Genomic DNA, 17,542 nt, shown 5'->3' with positions numbered 1-17,542 from the left:
GAACTTAGTAAATATGATCCTAAAAAATGCTCATTTTTTTGGCATTTTGGTTTAAAAAGAAGCAATTTTGGCAGGATAAATAAAAAAGCTATAAAAGCTTAAGTAAAGCTTTTATAGCTTGTGTGCTTTTGAGATTTAGAATCGGTAACCAATACCGGCATAACCTAATATTGGATTAATTTCGATATCTGCTTTTGCATTAATTAACTCACCGTATTTGGCGTCATTGACTGTAATAGTTGTATCTGTTTTTAAGTGAGCATAAGACACAGAACCAACAGCATACCATTTGTCATTAAAGTCATAGGTGAAACCGGCAGTCGCAACAGGTGCAATGGCATCGGAAGCCTCAAGATTTACTTTTGGATCACCAGAACTTTTTAAACGATCAAGAGCAGCTCCCGCTTTGCCATCTTTAATATTGACAATCATATGACCAGCATTTACTAAATCTTTTTCGATTTCAGGATTTATTTCTAATTCATTGAAATATGCATACATTACGCCCAGTCCAATATAAGGCCTGAACTTATTTACACCGGTCTTGCCAAAATGATATTGAAATTCAAATGCTGGTGTCCAAGCTCGAGCTGATGCCGCACTTCCATGGCCTTCAAGGTCAGTGATAAAAATTTGTTTTTCTAAATCAATAGATGGTAAACCAATACCCCCAATTAAAGGTAGCTCAATTGATGGATGAGCTTGGGCTTTAAGAGGAGCATAAATTTTACCTTTACCCTGTAAGTCGACTTTTGGGGGAATACCTGCCTTTATTTCTAATGAAACATTATCGGTAAAGAAGTAGTTTGTCATGATGCCTAGTGTTGTAACATCATCTGCTTCTAAACCTGTCCCCGGATTATCCCATTGATCTAATCCATAAATATTCGCATTACCACTTAATTCTGCTGGTAGTTTTTCTTTTCCTAGTTTATCTAAGAAATCTATAAAGAATGTAGATAAGTTGGGATCCATATCTTTAGACATGCTCTCTTTGACTGTCTTAATAGAGACATCGCCAACCTGAGCTTGTTCACCTTTTTTCACAGCAGTATTCACAAAAACAGGTTGGGCTTTTCCTGTTGGTTTGACATATAAAGGACCAGCTGAGACTGAAAAACGTTTGAAACCATCACCATCTTTTAAACTAAAATATGGGGAAGCGGCGGAAGTGACTGTTGGCAGAGCAAATAAGGCAGCTGTCATACAAAATAATGACTTTTTCATCATAAAAGGACTCCATGTCCGAGCATTTGTTTACTGATTTTTATTGAGCCCACCATAACGCGTTTTATTGAAAAAATTGTGTATTAAAAATTAATAATTGTAATTTTTTTGAAATATTTGTTTATATTTGGAAATATTTATTAATAAAAAGTACAAAATAAAAAAGAAAAGGCTACATAAAGCAGCCTTTTATTAATTTTGATTAAATTATTGATTAAAGCGTGAAAGATCTTCTTCTGGGCGAGCTGTTAATACTTCAATCCCTGTTTTAGTAACTAAAATAGTATGTTCATATTGAGCTGAAAGTTTATGGTCTTTGGTTACAACTGTCCATTTGTCACCCAGCAATTTGGTTTGCCAAACACCCGCATTTACCATAGGTTCAATAGTGAAAGTCATACCAGCTTCTAAACGCATGCCCGTACCAGCTTGGCCATAGTGCAACACTTGAGGTTCATCATGGAAAACGGTACCAATGCCATGACCACAATATTCACGCACTACGCTAAAACGCTCTGATTCGACATATTTTTGGATGGCATGTCCAATATCGCCTAAATACGAACCATCTCTAACTGTTGCCATTCCACGATACATCGCTTCTTGAGCTACTTTACATAAACGATTTGCCAGAATAGAAGTTTCACCACCCACGATATACATCATGTTGGTATCGCCATGATAACCATCTTTAATGACGGTCACGTCGATGTTAAGGATATCGCCGTTTTTTAAGATTTTATTTTCAGAAGGAATACCATGACATACAACATGGTTAACCGAAGTACAGATAGAGTGTTGAAAAGCAGGGCGTCCTGGCGCACCACCGTAACCTACACAGGCCGGAATAGCGTGCTGTACATTTTCAATATGATTACGACAAATCGTATCAAGCTCGAGTGTGCTTACACCGGCTTTAATATGCGGCTTGATCATATCTAGAACTTCAGCCGCCAGTCGTCCTGCAATGCGCATTTTTTCAATTTCATCTGGAGTTTTGATTAATCGACGTGGAGCTGTATAAGTACTGTTCATGATCTCTAAAAACTTTTGGTAATTTACAAGCGTCTATGGTATAAATAGCCGCCCATTTTATCAAATGCTTTTCGTGAATATCTTTTACGAAGAATTTTGATAGGTGGAGTAAAAATCCGCACATATATCGTCACATTACTCTGGGTGCCCGTAAAAAGGTGGAGAATGCGGATATATGGAGGCCTAACCCAACTTTTAAGGTAAAGAAAATGGCAGATTACAACGTAAGCATGCGCGACCTTCTTCAAGCAGGTGCGCACTTTGGTCACCAAACTCGTTTCTGGAACCCAAAAATGCGTCAATACATTTTTGGCGCGCGCAACAAAATTCACATCATCAACCTTGAGCACACTGTTCCTGCGTTAAATGATGCTTTGAACTTCGCTAACCAATTAGCAAGCAAAAAGAACAAAGTTTTGTTCGTTGGTACAAAACGTGCTGCTTCTAACATCATCCGTGAACAAGCTCAACGCGCTGGTCAACCATACGTAGATCACCGTTGGTTAGGTGGTATGTTGACGAACTGGAAAACACTTCGCCAATCTATCAACCGTTTAAAAGATCTTCAAACTCAATCTCAAGACGGTACTTTTGCTAAGCTTACTAAACGTGAAGCTTTAGAACGTACTCGTGAGATGGAAAAACTTGAGCGCTCTTTAGGCGGCGTTAAAAACATGGGTGGTTTACCTGACGCATTATTTGTAATCGACGTTGATCACGAAGCGATTGCAATCAAAGAAGCGAAAAACTTAGGTATTCCTGTTATCGGTATCGTTGATACAAACTCTAACCCAGACAACGTAGATTACGTTATTCCTGGTAACGACGATGCGATCCGTGCAGTAACTTTATATGCTTCAGCTATGGCTGATGCAATTCTTGCTGGTAAAGAATACGCTCAATCTCAAGCGAACGCTCAAGCAAAAGGCGATGACGCTGCGAAAGACGCTTCTGAGGCTTAATGCGTTTTGACGCAGGCTTGTCATTTTTGCGACATGTAATGGTGGCAAATTAAGCGTCGAGAGTGCAAACGGCCCAGAGTTTCTTTGGGCCGTTTTTGTTGAACAGATTTATTTTCTACCGATTTTAGGAGATCAACATGACTGCAATTACTGCAAGCATGGTAAAAGAATTACGTGACCGTACTGGTCTTGCAATGATGGAATGCAAAAAAGCATTAACAGAAGCGAACGGTGACATCGAACTTGCTATTGATAACCTTCGTAAATCTGGTCAAGCTAAAGCTGCTAAAAAAGCTGGCAACATTGCTGCTGACGGTGCAATCACTATCGTTCAAGACGGTAATAAAGCGATCTTAGTTGAAGTAAACTGTCAAACTGACTTCGTTGCTAAAGACGAAAACTTCTCTAACTTTGCACACACAGTTGCTGCTGCTGCATTAGCTGCTGGCGAAACTGATGCTGCTAAAATTGCTGAATTAAAATTGGCTGATGGCCAATCAGTTGAAGAAGCTCGTATCGCGCTTGTTCAAAAAATCGGTGAAAACATCCAAGTTCGTCGTGCGAAAATCGTTGAAGGCGAACAATTGGCTATCTATAAACACGGTTTAAAAATCGGTGTTGTAGTTTCTTATACTGGTGATGCTGACACTGGTAAAGGTATTGCAATGCACGTTGCTGCATTCAACCCAGTAGCAGTAAATGCTGAAGCTGTTCCAGCTGACCTTATCGCTAAAGAGAAAGAAATTGCTGAAGCGAAAGCGTTAGAATCTGGTAAACCAGCGAACATCGTTGAGAAAATGGTAACTGGTTCTGTTGAGAAATACTTAAACGAAGTTGCTCTTGACCGTCAAATGTACGTTATCGACAACGAGAAAAAAGTTGCTGACGTATTAAAAGCGACTGGTACAAATGTTGCTAACTTCGTACGTTTCGAAGTTGGTGAAGGTATCGAGAAAAAAGCTGAACTTAGCTTTGCTGAAGAAGTTGCTGCTGCTCAAGCTGCTGCGAAGTAATTCGTATCTTCAAAAAAAGCCCCCTATGGGGCTTTTTTTATCTCTGTTGAAAACGGAATCTAAAGATGACAAATAAAAAGAATCTAGGTATTGGCGGCATAATTGTTTTATTAATTGCTGCATATTTGGGTCTGGACTTATCTGGGCATAAAAACAATCCGACACCATCATCAAGCATACCTGCGAATCAGCGTACTGAAACGACGTTTTCAAATGATGGAGTAGACACCATAAAGGCTGCTTATGAACGTAGACAAAGTAACGTTCAAGTGGAGGGTAGTGGTCGAGTAAAAGCAATCTTAAGAGAAGATAATGATGGGTCGAGACACCAGAAATTTATTTTGGTATTAAAAAATGGTCTTTCAATTTTAGTAGCACATAATATTGATTTAGCACCAAAAATTGAAGATTTAAGAAAGGGTGATATTGTCGAATTTAACGGGGAATATGAATATAACGAAAAAGGTGGAGTATTACATTGGACGCATCATGATCCACAGAACCGCCATGAAAATGGTTGGCTAAAACATAATGGTCGTATTTATCAATAGAAAATAGGGTATCCATTTCCGCATAACAGCAATTTTGTTCTATGCATCTTTTTAAAACATGCTATGTTTTTTTGTAGATAAATAGATGAGATGTATATATGCACCGGGAACAGGCTGACTACTTGCATTTGCGAGAGTTGGGCGGTTTAGAATTATTAAAAGCACATTATCACCAAACACAATTTTCAAAGCATACTCATGAAGGATATTGTATTGGTGTCATTGAAGAGGGTGCACAGTCTTTTTTTAGGACGGGTCAACTGCATGTTGCTCCTAAAGGTGACATTATTTTAGTTAATGCAGATGAAATTCACACAGGCTCATCTGCTGTTGAATCGGGCTGGCGTTACCGTGCAATCTATCCTACGCCCGAAATGCTTGCTGAAGTAAGCCAAGATTTTTTTGAGCAAGGCCATGGGGCACCTTGGTTTCCGCAAGCTGTAATTCAGGACTTGGGATTATCTCAACAACTGTGTTTATTATTTGATTTATTAGAACAAAAAGACAATTTTTTGCTTAAAGAAACCATGTATTTATCAACATTAGCATGCTTAATGGTACGTCATGGTAAGTCAAGACACACCTTTTGCGAGTTACCAGAAGCTTATTCAAAAGTATTAAAAGTTAAAGATTTGTTAGCTGATATGCCTGAAAAGAATTTTTCTTTGCAGGAATTAGCTGATATGGTCGGATTAAGTGCATGGCATTTTTTAAGACAATTTAAAAAACATGTAGGTTTACCGCCTCATGCATGGTTAGTACAGGCGCGTTTGCAAAAAGCGAGACAATTATTAAAACAAGGCGTTCAAATTGTAATGGTTGCACAGCAATGTGGTTTTTCTGATCAAAGCCATTTTAATCGTCATTTTAAAAAGGCGATGGGTGTTACACCAACCCAATATGTGGCGAGTCTTAATCTTTAAAATTTATTTGCAGTGCTAACCGCAATTTTGTTCAAGAGAAGCTGAGCTAAATACCAGAAAATCTATAAATAATAACTGTTATAGATGTCTAGGGATGAATACTCATTTAAATCAATCTATTAGATTTTCTAAAAGCCGACCACCGCATCTTTTTTCACGAGGGGCGATAGATATATTGCCACTATCTATTTCGGTTATACCATGGGCTATTTTAGCTGGATCAATGGCAATTCATGCGGGTTTATCATTTTATAAAGCACTAGCGATGTCAGGAATTGTGTTTGCTGGCGCTGCGCAATTAGTAAGTTTAAGCATGGTGATGGAAGGTGCATCGTTATTAACCATCTATGTCACTATTTTCTTTCTTACTGCTCAACATTTTATTTATGCTTTAACTTTAAGAAATGACGTTTCTATTTTACCTCTCTCAAAAAGACTAACTTTAGGGTTTCTGCTTACCGACGAATTATTTGCAGTAAGTGTTCCTAATGAGAAAAAACATCCTCAATACTTATTCGGAGCAGGTCTTTGCTTTTATTTATTTTGGGTGGTTTTTAGTTTAGTTGGTATTTTATTAGCAACCGCGCTACCTAACTTATTAAATTATCATTTGGATTTTTCCATTATTGCTATTTTCGTTGCCATGATTGTTCCTATGTGTAAAGGGAAGCCTGTAATGGCAGGCATTTTAATGACTTGTGTCAGTGGTTTTGTGCTTAAATTTTTTCATATAGAAGGTGCCATTCTAATTTCTGGTTTATTGGGGATGTTTATTGCGGTAATAGTCGAAAATAAAATGGGAGGAAAATAAAATGTCATGGCTCATGATTTTAGGACTGGCAGCTATCGTACTTTTTAATCGTTATTATTTTTTGGAACCAAACGTAAAAGTTAAATTACCAGTACTTATGAATAAAATGTTGAATTATTCAGCTCCTTGTTTATTAAGTGCTATTTGTATTCCAGTAATTTTTTTTGAAAATAATGAATTAAGAGGATTTTTAGATAATCCTTACTTATACGCAACGATATTTTGTACTGTCGTGGCTTTCTATTTTAAAAAAGTGTTACCGAGCGTTCTGCTGAGCCTAGCATTTTTTTATTTTATAAATTTTCTAATAAATCATTAAGTTAAAGCTGAATCTTTTTAGGATTCAGCTTTAACTTAATGATTTATTGAGCAATCAGTTTCTTTTGTCGGCTTTTCCAATGAGGTAATATCTTTGCAAGATAAGCATCCATACACCAGACCGGACCAATCAAGAGAAATTGCAAATCTTTAAAGAAAGAAGGTTTTTTTCCTTCAACTTTATGTCCATAAAATTGTCCAATCCAGGCAAACACAAAAAGAGCAATATAAAATCCTACACCTACTGGTAGAACATAAATAAGCCATGCCATCACAACAAGTAGAGCAGCCATTGCTACTGCAAGTACAAGATCAAGCCGAGCATAAAAAATGAGTGTAAGTACTACGAGTAAAGCGGTGAGTAGGGCACTAAAGTGAGCAATAATTCCAATAATCGAAAATAAAATAGCTGGAACACATACCCAGTGAATTTTCTTATTTATCGGGTTTTGATGACTTTCACTATATTCATCAAACCATTCACCGATAGATTTCATAGACCTTGTTCTCCTTGTCTAATTTTGAGCCATTCTTTTTCTATTTATATTTTATCCTCTCGTTATCGGGAGAGACAAGACAAGTTCTATATCGACATGTTTGTAAAATCAAGTAAGCCTAAAATTTAAAGTTTATTCATTGCGGCGCAAAAATGAAAAACAGCACGGAAGAAAGGGGAGGATGAGCTCAAAAATTTCAGGTTATTTATTTGTGATTTTGAGAGAGTCAAATCCTCAAAAAAACCTCATTTTCATGAAGAATGGGAAAATAATAGAAAAATACTCAACTCATCTTGTCTTAAAACGCGTTAAACAACTCTTTTTAGACTAAAGTGGTACTAGGGTAGCGGAATTATTTTAAAATGGCTGTAATCGAAAAATATGCGCAAAAATCGATAAAGAATAAATCAGTGTGTTTTTGGGTTAAAAAATAATCATTTTTGTAATGAAAAAACGAATCTAGACACAAAATTTTTATAGGTTTTTTTTGCTCTTTTTATATTAAAAAAGCCACAACTTAACTGGTGGCTTTTTCATGAACTCGAGGAGTAATCGCTTATGAAGTAGGACCGTCTACACGCTCAATACTTACTTTAGCAGTACCAGCATTGGTAATACCAAGGCGTTTAGCTGCACCGTATGATAAATCAAGCACACGATTACCATGGAAAGGACCACGATCGTTTACTTTTACCACTACGCTTTTGCCATTGTCTTTGTTGGTGACACGGATATAACAGTTAAGCGGTAAGCTACGGTGAGCAGCAGTAAGTGCATTCATATCGAATGTTTCACCACTTGCAGTTTTACGGCCATGGAATTGACGACCATACCACGATGCCATACCAGTTTGGCTAAACTTACGAACAGTATTTGAAGCTACTGTGTTAAGTTTTTCAATCACTGAAGGCTCATCTTCAGGGATTTCAATTTTAGCTGCGATAGCTTGACGACGGATTTGATCGCCAGAACGTTCAGTGATTGAAAGACTGTTAATGTTAGAGAAACGAGAATTAAAGTTTTGAGTATCTTTACTCAACACACGTGCAGCTAAATTTGCATTTGGACCATCTACATCGCTATTTAATGATGATGATTGCATCATTTCAGCGTGCAGTGGGGCCATGCTTAAACTAGCCGTCAGTGCAAGAATGTATTTCAGCGATAACTGCATTTATATAAACTCCTGAGAACATGCACTTTTTCATTTAGCCAAAGAGCTAAAAATTGAAGTGAACATGCCTAATTATTCACTTTTGCAATTGCTTGATTGGGGTGGATAATATTCATCGCTTACGGAGAGTGTCTAGTCTTTAACGAGAAATAGTTACAAAAAGGGCAAAAACTTACAGTTTTAGGTTAAAAAATAATCAAATATGTAACAAGGTATTTAAAGTGTATGTATTGTGATCGATTTAACAAAAATATTTATTGACTTTTACATAAACTCATCAAAAAGCTAGCCTATCGGCTAGCTACTTCTGTACCTAACAACCATACGGCAGTCGCATACATTCGGCTTTTGTTATAAGTCGTAATTACTTGAAAGTTCGGATAGGTTAAATAGTAAATTGGACCGTTATAGTCTTGTAATTGAATAACATTTACCATATCTAAGTCATCAATTTTGACTAACGGATTTAAGGGAGAAATCCCTTGATTTTTTAGTGCACCATACGGAGTGGGCTGGGTCAAATCTTTAGCAATGATACTTTCCGGATTTGAACCTGTGTAACGAGCCATAAAACCAATAGGTTGATCGCGTTGCCAGCCTTGCTTTGCTAAGTAATTTGCGATTGAGCCAATCGCATCTTCTGCAGAGTTTCGTAGGTCGATATGACCATTACCATCAAAGTCCACCCCGTATTTACTAATGTTGCTTGGCATAAACTGCGGGAAGCCAATGGCACCAGCATAAGAACCTACAATACTATTGGTTGGATAGCCTTCTTTGTAAGTCCATGCAATGAGAGCAGCTAACTCATCACCAAAATATTCAGCACGGCGTGGGTAGCCAAAAGCTAACGTTGCAAGTGCATCACGAGTAATAAACGAACCTTTATTGGCTCCATAACCTGTTTCAACACCTAAAATGCCTAGAATAACCGCTTGAGAGACACCAAATTGTTGTTCAGCACGATTGAGAGCATCGGCATATTGGTTTTTAAAGCGGACACCACGTTGAATAGTACCTTCGACTAAAAACATAGAGCGATAGTCGTACCAAGGCTTACTTTCACCAGGGCGAGTCATAATATTTATAATGTTTGGTAAATTTTTTGCACCATTCATAGCGGCGTCAACCTGTTCACCGCTTAAGCCATAAGTGCTCATGGCTTTTTGTTTAAAATTTAAATAGTTAGGATGAGTTACAAAATCATTGGCCTGAGCAAAATGACTTGTGCTAATAAGGCCAGTACACAAGGCAAGCACTTTTAAAGTTTTATTAACAAATTGAGACAACATATCTTTTTTAAATTCCAGATTATCGATGTGTATGAATAGACATGACTAAACCAAAAGTGGCCATTAAAGTAATAATAGCGGTACCGCCATAACTCATAAAAGGTAAGGGAACACCCACTACAGGTAAAATACCACTGACCATTCCTGCGTTTACAAATACATAAACAAAAAAGGACAAACCAAACGCGCCAGCCACTAATCGGCCATAATTGTGAAAGCTTTGTAAACCGATTTGAAATGTTCTAAAAATAATGGCCGAATAAAGAATTACTAATATAAGTACACCAATTAAACCGAATTCTTCTGAGTAAGCAGCAATAATAAAGTCAGTATGGCCTTCTGGTAAGAAGTGTAAATGTGATTGAGTACCTTCGAGGAAACCTTTACCTGAGAACCCACCAGAACCGATTGCTGTTTTGGACTGAATAATGTTCCAGCCTGTTCCTAAAGCATCCGCTTCTGGGTCAAGCAACGTTAATACCCGTTGACGTTGATAGTCGTGTAAAAGGAATTCCCATGCAATTGGAATCACAATAGCTGCACAAGCTGCTGCTGCACCGATCATGCGCCAAGATAGCCCACTTAAGAACAGTACAAAAATACCACTTGCTAATACTAATAGTGATGTTCCTAGGTCAGGCTGTTCTGCAATAAGTAAAAATGGAACACCAATTAACATTAAAGACAAAATAACCTGCGTGAAGCTAGGAGGAAGAGGTTTGCGAGCTAAAAACCATGCAACCATCATTGGCATGCCAATTTTCATAAATTCGCTGGGTTGAACACTCCCGAACCCCGGAATATCGATCCAGCGCTGCGCACCCATGCGAACTTCACCAAAAACCATAACGCCAATTAGGGAAAACAGGCCAAATAAATAAAAATAAGGTGAAAAAGCTTGATAAACCTTGGGTGGAATTTGCGCTAGGCTAATCATGACCAGAAAGCCGATACCAAAGCTCATGGCCTGTTTACTGACGAGTCCCACATCTTGTGCAGATGCACTATAAAGTACCGTTAAACCTAACAATGCATTTAGGAATAAAAATAGGCATAACCAAGGGTCAATATGAAGCTGCTGCCAGCGCGAAGGTTGCATGGCAGTACTAAGGCCATCTCGAGGAGCTTGGCGTAAAAATTTATATTGTGGACTAGGAGACATGCGGCTTTAACTAAAGGTCAATCAGTGCTTGGCGCATGCTAACATAAACCTGATTTATGACAATGTATATCAATATTTTGCAATAAAAAAACCTGGCTCTCACCAGGTTTCCGATAGACTATTTTTTATTAGTTAAAGAATAGTCCATCATGATATTCAGCCATCGCTTTTAGTTCAGTGCGATTTAAACTTGGAATGAGTTTGTCGATCGCAATATGAACTGCTTTAGTTACAGCAGCAGCGCCAATATCGGCTGCTTTACGCTTAATCATGCCTAAATCTAATGTTTTATTAAAGTCAGACATAAAATGTCTCACCATAGCATCACCGAACTGTTTATATAGTTCTGCTAATGCTGCTTTATTAATGTCATTACCCGCTTGAAGCTCGGCAAAATTATGCTTCAAGTTGGTAACTAGGCCAGCATCTAAAGCTACGCCAACTTTATATTGGCCTTGTGGATCTTTAAATAAGCTTTTCTCTGAAAACTCAACTGACTGTTTAACCACATCGTTTGGCGCTTTGCTGAGTAATTGCTTTAAAAGCACGGCAACTGTTGATTTGACATAACCAGCTAGTTTTTCGGCGGTATCTCTTTTTTCACTCGCTGGGAAATGTTGTACTAACTGAGTAAGTACATTTTCAATAATTTCCTCATTAAGTTGTAAAGCGATTTTGTCTCGAAGTGGATATAACGGTTCACTAGAATTTTTATTCGCAATTCCAGTCTGTATATCGTTCAATAAGCCTTCAGAAGGGGTAAAACCAAAAAACGGCATGGTGTATCCTCAAATTATTCGTTTTATTGTCGTGCCAATCGAATCGGTTTTGGCATCCATGTAAGATCCGATACTCGGCAAGGATTGATATCAAGTCCACCGCGGCGAGTATAAGTTGCATAAACCATCAGCTTTTCAGGTTGCAAATTTTGCCAAATATCGGCAAAGATTTGTTCGACACATTGTTCGTGGAAACCGTTATGCTGACGGTACGAAATAATATAGGCTAAAAGACTACGATAACAAGGTTTTTTGCCCTTAAAACGAATAAAAACTGTCCCCCAATCCGGCTGACCCGTGACTGGGCAGTTACTTCTCAAAAGATGAGAATACAGTTCAACTTCGATTTCTTCACCTGACTCATCAAGTTTTAAGAGAGTAGCATCAGGATGTTGTTCTAAACGCTCTGGCATAAGATCATCAATACAGATCCCTTGAGGTTTAGAAGTCTCTAAATCATCTACTTGAAATAGGGTTAATTCAACTTTTGCACCTGCCGCAGCAGATAGATCTTTTTCAACTGTTTCAATGAATGACTGTGTAGAGTCAAACTGAGTGAAGTTAAGACTATTGAAATAAAGTTTTAATGACTTTGATTCAATCAAATTCGGTGAAGAAGCTGGCAGTGTAATTCTGCCGATAGCAACCTGTGGAATACCGTGAGCATTCAACCAAGAAATTTCGAAAACGTGCCACCAATCTTTACCTTGGGTTATACCTTGGATATGAGCATATTTTTCACGAGATTGAGCACGTGCAATTGGAAATAACACATCGGGTTGATAGCTAGTTGGATATTGGGTTTCTTTACCCAATAAAGACTGTTCGACACTCATTCACGCATTCCTGAACCACGAGCAAGTAAATAATAAGCAATTCCGTAAAGTACAGCACAGCACAATGTCACAATGATTAAAGAGAACGAAACGTTCACGTCACTATGACCTAAAATGCCGAAACGGAAAGCATTTACCATATAAACAATAGGATTAATTAAAGAAAGTTTTTGCCAAAAAGGACCAAGTGCACTAATGGCATAAAACACACCACCTAAATAGGTAAGTGGAGTAAGTACAAATGTTGGAATAATAGAAATATCATCAAATGATTTTGCGTAGACTGCATTAATAAAACCGCCTAAAGAAAATAAAACGGATGTAATTAATACTGTATATATAGTTACGAACCAGTTATGGATAAAAAGATCAGTAAAAAACATACTCATCGCGGTAACGATTGCACCAACCAAGACACCTCGACAAATACCACCAATAACATAGCCCCATAAGATAATATGTAAGGGCACAGGGCTCATAATCAGCTCTTCAATGCTTTTTTGAAATTTCACACTAAAGAAACTCGATGATACATTGGCATAACTGTTGGTAATGACAGCCATCATGATGAGGCCAGGTACAATAAATTGCATGTAACTTACGCCACCCATTTCACCAATACGTGAGCCAACCAAATTACCGAAAATGACAAAGTACAAACTCATGGTAATTGCAGGTGGTAATAAGGTTTGTGGCCAAATGCGTAGAAATCGGCGTACTTCTTTACGAACTAGAGTCCAGAGGGCAATTTGCAGTTGGTTAAAGTTCATTTTGCCGCTCCTTCAAGATTTTTCTCGACCATTTTGACAAATAGCTCTTCAAGACGATTCGATTTATTTCGCATGCTGCGAACACGAATACCTTGTGACTCTAAAAGTTGGAATAAATCATTTAATGTATGTGCTTTATCCATTGTTACTTCTAAAGTACTACTATCAATTAAGTTGAATTTCACACCAATAATATTGAGCTGGAGTGGGGCAATAGGTTCAGCCAAATCAAAAATAAAAGACTCTTCACTTAGCTGGTTTAAGAAACTTTTCATGCTGGTATCTTCTTTAATGACACCACGGTCAATGATGGCAATTTGACGACACAACATTTCTGCTTCTTCAAGATAATGTGTCGTTAAAATAATAGAAGTACCGTTTTCGTTCATTTCGGTCAGAAAATCCCACATAGAACGGCGTAACTCAATATCTACACCTGCAGTAGGCTCATCTAAAATAAGAAGTTGAGGCTCATGCATCATGGCACGGGCAATCATAAGACGGCGTTTCATACCACCCGACAGCATGCGTGCTTGTATATTACGTTTTTCCCATAGGCCCAGTTTTTCTAAATAATGTTCTGCGCGCTTTTCTGCAATCTTTCTATGGATACCGTAATAACCAGCTTGCGTTACTAAAATATCAAATGCTTTTTCAAACTGCCCAAAGTTAAATTCCTGAGGGACAACGCCAAGCTGCTGTTTTGCCAAGGATGGATGAGTATCGAGATTATGTCCGAAAATCTCAACTGTTCCTGAGGTCTTTTTCGTGAGGGAGCTGATAATACCAATGGTTGTTGATTTGCCGGCGCCATTTGGACCTAACAACGCATAAAATTCACCTTCAGGCACAGTGAGGTTAATACCTTTTAACGCCTGAAAACCATTACGATATGTTTTGGACAAATCTCTTAAAACCAAAGCATCAGTCATGAAATTCTCACATTATGAAAGAGGGGTATATTTTGAGCGATAATGATTAATAAACCAAGTAAAATAGTCGGAATTTTATAAAATTGAGATAAATTTATGAAGTTATTATATATAAAATGGTGCGCTCGGCGGGGATCGAACCCACGACCCCAGGCTTCGGAAACCTGTACTCTATCCAACTGAGCTACGAGCGCATGTGTGGGGCACATCATAGGAAAAAAACACTTGCAGGTAAAGCACGAAATACGTACCAAGTGAATTTAATGCTTAATTAAACAGCAGCTTGTTATGTTTTAGTTCTTTTGCTGAATGAGCTGAATTGAATAATTAATAGAGTGAAGCGTATGTGCCAGCTCATGAGGGGGAATCCTTGACTCTTGCAAACTGGTAATCCATTGCATTTGGCAAATTTTTAGTTCTTGAAGATTTTTAATTTGTTCTATTTTTTGAATAAGTGGTTTGGCCATAAGCCCACAGTATTGGCTTAAGCTTTGTTTCATTAATAGTTGTATTTCTTCAAAACTAAGTTGTTGAACAGGAATTGGTGGCTGAGTATTTTCAATATTTGAGGAATGGCATGATGGTTCTAGAGAAACTTTAATTTCTCTAGTCAGATCGGCACTTTCATTTTCATCTATGGTGCTTTTTTGTTGCGCTTTTACTTCTAAACTCGTGGTAGGTGATACTGAGAGAGCTATTTGTTCAGTAAATTCTGAATCGTTTTCGCTAATAGGGGCAATAAGCTTTAAGTCAATAAGTTGTTGAATGAGTTCTGGTGGAGCAATGCGTTTTTTAAACTCGGTATTGAGACTTTGAAAATCTTCATGATCAATTAATAGAAGTAAACGTCTTTGTTTGGCATTTAAAGCAATATTACGTTGTTGAAGCGCGACTCTTCCCAAATTGGTTCGATAAAAACCAGCCATCATTTTTCCCCAATATAAAAATGAAGCAGCCTGTTTGATTTTTTCTATCAAACAGTACTGTTCTTAATAAAATATAAATGGGGCTAACGATAAAACTCAAAAATGACAATATGATGAAGAATTTATGAATATCATCTATTTAGGTCGTTAAAATGCACTTTCTAATGCTTTACGTAGGTAAACGTCCAGCTCGTCTTGGCGCAATAGCCATTGAATATAGTCTTTAGGGAGTTCAGCAATAGCTGTACCTTTATGCTTGCCAAAGTTAATTGTTGTGGGAATACGTGCTTCTTCAGAAACTCGGTACAACTCTTCAATGTCTTGAATATTTAAATGATAGACAATATGCATCAAGATATTGGCAGTTAAAATAATATCCGCATCGGCACGGTGTGCGCCTTTGAGTAATTCACGAGCTTTACTGCTGCCTTGAGAAATCATATAGATCAGTGCTGAAATATTATGCGCTTCTGCATCAGGCCAGGTTTTACGTGCTAAAGCTAGCGTACAAATTGGTTTGATATGAGAAACATCTACACCGCAACGCGCAATCGCGGCAATATCATAATCAATATTGTGGCCAATAATATAAGTTGTAGTGTCTGGCAATTTAAAAGTTTTATAGTGGGGCTGATTTTCTAAATCCGATTCTAATATATGGTGTACTGCCATAGCCGCGTAAGAGATAGGAGTCCCAACTTGATAAAGTTGATCAAACAATTTGCTTTTATCTAAGGTGAGCTTGCCTGCATTAATTTCAATTGGGGCATATGCAATTTCAATAGGCAAACCATTTAGTGTATGTGTTTCTGTATCTAAAATAATGGCTTGCATATCCGGCCCTTTAAACAATTACGAGTAATCAAGAATGTTAACAGTTGGCCTCGCACTTTAAAACCTGAAGTGAGGCTAGAAAGTGGTGAGAACGACAATTTATATCAAAAATAGAATTTTTCAGGGATTGATTTTGTCGAATAGAACTTGCGGAAAATTAAGATTAGGCGTAATTGTTTTTAAGACATTAGAGAATGTTGATTAAAAAACTAAAGCACAACAAAAATGGAATTTAAGGGAAGATATACCAATGAAAATGAAACTATTAATGACGAGCGTTCTTAGTACGAGTTTATTTTTAGTCGCTTGTGGAGGCGGAAGTAGTGATGATGGCCCAGCTACTACTAATCCATCCGGAACTCCAACCAATAATATTCAAAATCCAGTTGTTAAAGTTGAAGCCTATACAAGTACTAACTTAGGATCAGTTGCCGCAGAAAGTAGTATTTTAACTTATAAAATGTTAGGTCAAAGTGGACAAGAAGTGCAGGCAACAAGTCTAGTGTTTACACCAATCACTCCACCACCAGTAGGTGGTTGGCCCATTGTAGTCTGGGCGCATGGCACTACGGGGGTGGCAGATGCTTGTGCACCAAGTAAAGCAGCTTTAGCAGACAGTACAAAAGATTTAATTAGTAAATTACTAGCAGCAGGTTATGTTGTTGTGGCACCTGATTATGAAGGTTTGGGTACCCCAGGTATACATCCTTTCTTAAATGTTAAAAGTGAGGCTTTTTCAATTACCGATGCTGTGGTTGCAGCGCGTAACTATTTATCGCAACGTAATTTATTAACTTCGAAAAAATGGGTCACTGTGGGCCATTCTCAAGGTGGGCATGCTGCATTAGGAGCTGCACAGTATGCGAGCCGTGCACAACTAGACTATAAAGGTACTGTAGCTGTAGCACCTGCTTCTAATTTGGGAAGTATTTTAGTAGATGGAGAGGCACAAGTTGCGAATGCACCTATAGACATTAAAATTGGAACCTATGCACAGCTTGATACATATACAGCTTTGGTTACAGCTGGTATTCGCAACACACAGCCGAGCTTTGATTATGGACAAGTATTTACTTCACAAATTTCAAGTATTGCTGCCCAAGCAGAAAACCTTTGTTCTGGACCATTGTATGGAGCCTTTTATGAAGGTATGAGTAATTATGCTAAAGACCATAATGGGACACTAGATGGCTTTACACGTACACAACCTAACTTTATGGCTGTACCGTTAGTTAAAACATTTTTAGATAAAGATTCGCAGCCGTTACAAGTAAAAGTTACGACACCAATCATTATCTATCAGGGTTTAGCAGATTCGACAGTACCTAAATTGGCAACTGATCTATTGATATTTAATGCCACTGTCGTAGGTACTAAAATTAATAGTTATGTGACGGGTAACTGGGATCATGGGACGGCGATGAGTAGTAATGTAGATAATATTGTTGGAAATGTTCAGTCTTTACTGGAAGCTCAATAGAGTTATTGATATTTAAAGAC

Annotated in this window: 19 protein-coding genes and 1 tRNA gene; 7 read left to right on the top strand and 13 right to left on the bottom strand. The window is 37.8% G+C overall.

Features of this window, described 5'->3' with window-relative positions; all coding sequences use genetic code 11:
• Window positions 1-135: 135 nt before the first annotated feature.
• Both R5R67_RS07990 and map read right to left on the bottom strand, forming a co-directional pair.
• On the bottom strand, window positions 136-1,230 hold the full coding sequence (locus tag R5R67_RS07990; RefSeq protein WP_000976523.1) for an OmpW/AlkL family protein: 1,095 nt from the start codon (window positions 1,228-1,230) through the stop codon (window positions 136-138).
• Window positions 1,231-1,434: 204 nt separating this feature from the next.
• Window positions 1,435-2,262, bottom strand: coding sequence for a type I methionyl aminopeptidase (gene map / locus R5R67_RS07985; RefSeq protein ID WP_001089491.1), 828 nt, complete (start codon window positions 2,260-2,262; stop codon window positions 1,435-1,437).
• A 209-nt stretch (window positions 2,263-2,471) separates the two neighbouring features.
• Here map and rpsB point away from each other — a divergent pair, with 209 nt between their 5' ends.
• The 6 genes from rpsB (at window position 2,472) to R5R67_RS07955 (ending at window position 6,841) form a co-directional block, all read left to right on the top strand.
• Window positions 2,472-3,224: a 30S ribosomal protein S2 gene (gene rpsB, locus R5R67_RS07980; RefSeq protein WP_001982118.1), complete on the top strand. Its 753-nt coding sequence runs from the start codon at window positions 2,472-2,474 to the stop codon at window positions 3,222-3,224.
• A gap of 137 nt (window positions 3,225-3,361) precedes the next feature.
• The gene (tsf, locus tag R5R67_RS07975; protein ID WP_000125378.1) at window positions 3,362-4,237 is read left to right on the top strand and encodes a translation elongation factor Ts; all 876 of its coding nucleotides are present in this window, start codon (window positions 3,362-3,364) and stop codon (window positions 4,235-4,237) included.
• Between the two features lie 65 nt (window positions 4,238-4,302).
• Window positions 4,303-4,788: a DUF3465 domain-containing protein gene (locus tag R5R67_RS07970; RefSeq protein ID WP_000182514.1), complete on the top strand. Its 486-nt coding sequence runs from the start codon at window positions 4,303-4,305 to the stop codon at window positions 4,786-4,788.
• 98 nt (window positions 4,789-4,886) lie between these two features.
• Complete coding sequence (locus R5R67_RS07965; protein ID WP_000554500.1) at window positions 4,887-5,711, top strand: helix-turn-helix transcriptional regulator; 825 nt, start codon at window positions 4,887-4,889, stop codon at window positions 5,709-5,711.
• Between the two features lie 94 nt (window positions 5,712-5,805).
• A complete protein-coding gene (locus R5R67_RS07960) occupies window positions 5,806-6,522 on the top strand; it encodes an AzlC family ABC transporter permease (RefSeq protein WP_025466911.1) in 717 nt (238 codons plus the stop codon).
• Window position 6,523: 1 nt separating this feature from the next.
• A complete protein-coding gene (locus R5R67_RS07955; RefSeq protein ID WP_000118661.1) occupies window positions 6,524-6,841 on the top strand; it encodes an AzlD domain-containing protein in 318 nt (105 codons plus the stop codon).
• Between the two features lie 43 nt (window positions 6,842-6,884).
• Here the strand turns inward: R5R67_RS07955 and R5R67_RS07950 are convergent, their stop codons facing one another.
• The 11 genes from R5R67_RS07950 to R5R67_RS07900 all read right to left on the bottom strand — a co-directional run bounded on the left by R5R67_RS07950 (window position 6,885) and on the right by R5R67_RS07900 (window position 16,042).
• Entirely contained in the window at window positions 6,885-7,337 is a 453-nt protein-coding gene (locus R5R67_RS07950) for a DUF962 domain-containing protein (protein WP_000835608.1), read from the bottom strand.
• A 556-nt stretch (window positions 7,338-7,893) separates the two neighbouring features.
• A complete protein-coding gene (locus R5R67_RS07945) occupies window positions 7,894-8,511 on the bottom strand; it encodes a septal ring lytic transglycosylase RlpA family protein (protein ID WP_001177236.1) in 618 nt (205 codons plus the stop codon).
• A 290-nt stretch (window positions 8,512-8,801) separates the two neighbouring features.
• A complete protein-coding gene (gene mltB / locus R5R67_RS07940; RefSeq protein WP_000951088.1) occupies window positions 8,802-9,803 on the bottom strand; it encodes a lytic murein transglycosylase B in 1,002 nt (333 codons plus the stop codon).
• Window positions 9,804-9,822: 19 nt separating this feature from the next.
• A complete protein-coding gene (gene rodA, locus R5R67_RS07935) occupies window positions 9,823-10,965 on the bottom strand; it encodes a rod shape-determining protein RodA (RefSeq protein WP_000075225.1) in 1,143 nt (380 codons plus the stop codon).
• Window positions 10,966-11,093: 128 nt separating this feature from the next.
• Window positions 11,094-11,744: a hypothetical protein gene (locus R5R67_RS07930; protein ID WP_001115740.1), complete on the bottom strand. Its 651-nt coding sequence runs from the start codon at window positions 11,742-11,744 to the stop codon at window positions 11,094-11,096.
• A 23-nt stretch (window positions 11,745-11,767) separates the two neighbouring features.
• A complete protein-coding gene (queF, locus tag R5R67_RS07925) occupies window positions 11,768-12,580 on the bottom strand; it encodes an NADPH-dependent 7-cyano-7-deazaguanine reductase QueF (protein ID WP_000110173.1) in 813 nt (270 codons plus the stop codon).
• The gene (locus tag R5R67_RS07920) at window positions 12,577-13,350 is read right to left on the bottom strand and encodes an ABC transporter permease (protein WP_001010536.1); all 774 of its coding nucleotides are present in this window, start codon (window positions 13,348-13,350) and stop codon (window positions 12,577-12,579) included. Before R5R67_RS07920 ends, queF begins: the two co-directional genes overlap by 4 nt.
• Window positions 13,347-14,282: an ABC transporter ATP-binding protein gene (locus R5R67_RS07915; RefSeq protein ID WP_000128671.1), complete on the bottom strand. Its 936-nt coding sequence runs from the start codon at window positions 14,280-14,282 to the stop codon at window positions 13,347-13,349. The genes R5R67_RS07920 and R5R67_RS07915 overlap by 4 nt, the downstream gene beginning before the upstream one ends.
• Window positions 14,283-14,399: 117 nt before the next feature.
• Window positions 14,400-14,476: transfer RNA gene (locus tag R5R67_RS07910), tRNA-Arg, on the bottom strand.
• A gap of 99 nt (window positions 14,477-14,575) precedes the next feature.
• Window positions 14,576-15,211, bottom strand: coding sequence for a hypothetical protein (locus tag R5R67_RS07905; RefSeq protein ID WP_168079895.1), 636 nt, complete (start codon window positions 15,209-15,211; stop codon window positions 14,576-14,578).
• Between the two features lie 144 nt (window positions 15,212-15,355).
• The gene (locus R5R67_RS07900; protein ID WP_001147935.1) at window positions 15,356-16,042 is read right to left on the bottom strand and encodes a putative quorum-sensing-regulated virulence factor; all 687 of its coding nucleotides are present in this window, start codon (window positions 16,040-16,042) and stop codon (window positions 15,356-15,358) included.
• A gap of 250 nt (window positions 16,043-16,292) precedes the next feature.
• On the opposite strand from R5R67_RS07900, the gene R5R67_RS07895 reads away from it, so the two are divergent.
• A complete protein-coding gene (locus R5R67_RS07895; RefSeq protein WP_000782581.1) occupies window positions 16,293-17,522 on the top strand; it encodes an alpha/beta hydrolase family protein in 1,230 nt (409 codons plus the stop codon).
• Window positions 17,523-17,542 lie beyond the last annotated feature (20 nt).

It is taken from the genome of Acinetobacter sp. OYA S30, from assembly GCF_033599315.1.
In the GTDB taxonomy this organism is placed as follows: domain Bacteria; phylum Pseudomonadota; class Gammaproteobacteria; order Pseudomonadales; family Moraxellaceae; genus Acinetobacter; species Acinetobacter baumannii.
This window is presented reverse-complemented; position numbering and strand designations above follow the sequence as displayed.

Coding starts and splice junctions, on each gene's coding strand:
- R5R67_RS07990 (WP_000976523.1), bottom strand. CDS start 1,230: ATGATGAAAAAGTCATTATTTTGTATGACAGCTGCCTTATTTGCTCTG.
- map (WP_001089491.1), bottom strand. CDS start 2,262: ATGAACAGTACTTATACAGCTCCACGTCGATTAATCAAAACTCCAGAT.
- rpsB (WP_001982118.1), top strand. CDS start 2,472: ATGGCAGATTACAACGTAAGCATGCGCGACCTTCTTCAAGCAGGTGCG.
- tsf (WP_000125378.1), top strand. CDS start 3,362: ATGACTGCAATTACTGCAAGCATGGTAAAAGAATTACGTGACCGTACT.
- R5R67_RS07970 (WP_000182514.1), top strand. CDS start 4,303: ATGACAAATAAAAAGAATCTAGGTATTGGCGGCATAATTGTTTTATTA.
- R5R67_RS07965 (WP_000554500.1), top strand. CDS start 4,887: ATGCACCGGGAACAGGCTGACTACTTGCATTTGCGAGAGTTGGGCGGT.
- R5R67_RS07960 (WP_025466911.1), top strand. CDS start 5,806: ATGAATACTCATTTAAATCAATCTATTAGATTTTCTAAAAGCCGACCA.
- R5R67_RS07955 (WP_000118661.1), top strand. CDS start 6,524: ATGTCATGGCTCATGATTTTAGGACTGGCAGCTATCGTACTTTTTAAT.
- R5R67_RS07950 (WP_000835608.1), bottom strand. CDS start 7,337: ATGAAATCTATCGGTGAATGGTTTGATGAATATAGTGAAAGTCATCAA.
- R5R67_RS07945 (WP_001177236.1), bottom strand. CDS start 8,511: ATGCAGTTATCGCTGAAATACATTCTTGCACTGACGGCTAGTTTAAGC.
- mltB (WP_000951088.1), bottom strand. CDS start 9,803: ATGTTGTCTCAATTTGTTAATAAAACTTTAAAAGTGCTTGCCTTGTGT.
- rodA (WP_000075225.1), bottom strand. CDS start 10,965: ATGTCTCCTAGTCCACAATATAAATTTTTACGCCAAGCTCCTCGAGAT.
- R5R67_RS07930 (WP_001115740.1), bottom strand. CDS start 11,744: ATGCCGTTTTTTGGTTTTACCCCTTCTGAAGGCTTATTGAACGATATA.
- queF (WP_000110173.1), bottom strand. CDS start 12,580: ATGAGTGTCGAACAGTCTTTATTGGGTAAAGAAACCCAATATCCAACT.
- R5R67_RS07920 (WP_001010536.1), bottom strand. CDS start 13,350: ATGAACTTTAACCAACTGCAAATTGCCCTCTGGACTCTAGTTCGTAAA.
- R5R67_RS07915 (WP_000128671.1), bottom strand. CDS start 14,282: ATGACTGATGCTTTGGTTTTAAGAGATTTGTCCAAAACATATCGTAAT.
- R5R67_RS07905 (WP_168079895.1), bottom strand. CDS start 15,211: ATGATGGCTGGTTTTTATCGAACCAATTTGGGAAGAGTCGCGCTTCAA.
- R5R67_RS07900 (WP_001147935.1), bottom strand. CDS start 16,042: ATGCAAGCCATTATTTTAGATACAGAAACACATACACTAAATGGTTTG.
- R5R67_RS07895 (WP_000782581.1), top strand. CDS start 16,293: ATGAAAATGAAACTATTAATGACGAGCGTTCTTAGTACGAGTTTATTT.